Here is a 377-nt window from a genome sequence, read left to right as displayed (position 1 = left end):
CCGGCATCAGCGACAGCTGCGCCTTCTGCGCAGCCGGCTGGGCCGGATCATCCGCGACATTCGCCGCAAGACCGAGGGCCAGCCCGCACTGGAGGAGGCATTCGCCCTGCCGCTGAGCCGAGCCACCCAGATCCGCTCGCAGCAGCAGCGCCAGCGCGGCTTCAAGCTGTATTCCTTCCATGCTCCGGAGGTCGAGTGCATCGGCAAGGGCAAGGCCGCCGCGCCCTATGAGTTCGGCGTGAAGGCATCCATCGTCACCAACAACCAAAGAGCTCCCGGCGGCTTGTTCGTGCTCCACGCCTGCTCGCTGCCGGACAACCCCTACGACGGTCACACCCTTCGCGACGTCATCGAGCGCACCGAGAGCCTCACCGGCT

1 pseudogene is annotated in these 377 nt (G+C 67.1%); it reads left to right on the top strand.

Annotation, left to right across the window (positions count from 1 at the left end):
• Window positions 1–377, top strand: a pseudogene (locus tag WN73_RS11530) (IS5/IS1182 family transposase); the annotation flags it as partial.

This window comes from Bradyrhizobium sp. CCBAU 45394, assembly GCF_028128655.1.
GTDB classification, from domain to species: domain Bacteria; phylum Pseudomonadota; class Alphaproteobacteria; order Rhizobiales; family Xanthobacteraceae; genus Bradyrhizobium; species Bradyrhizobium diazoefficiens.
The sequence above is the reverse complement of the archived record's forward strand: the minus strand, read 5'-3'. Positions and strand labels throughout refer to the sequence as shown.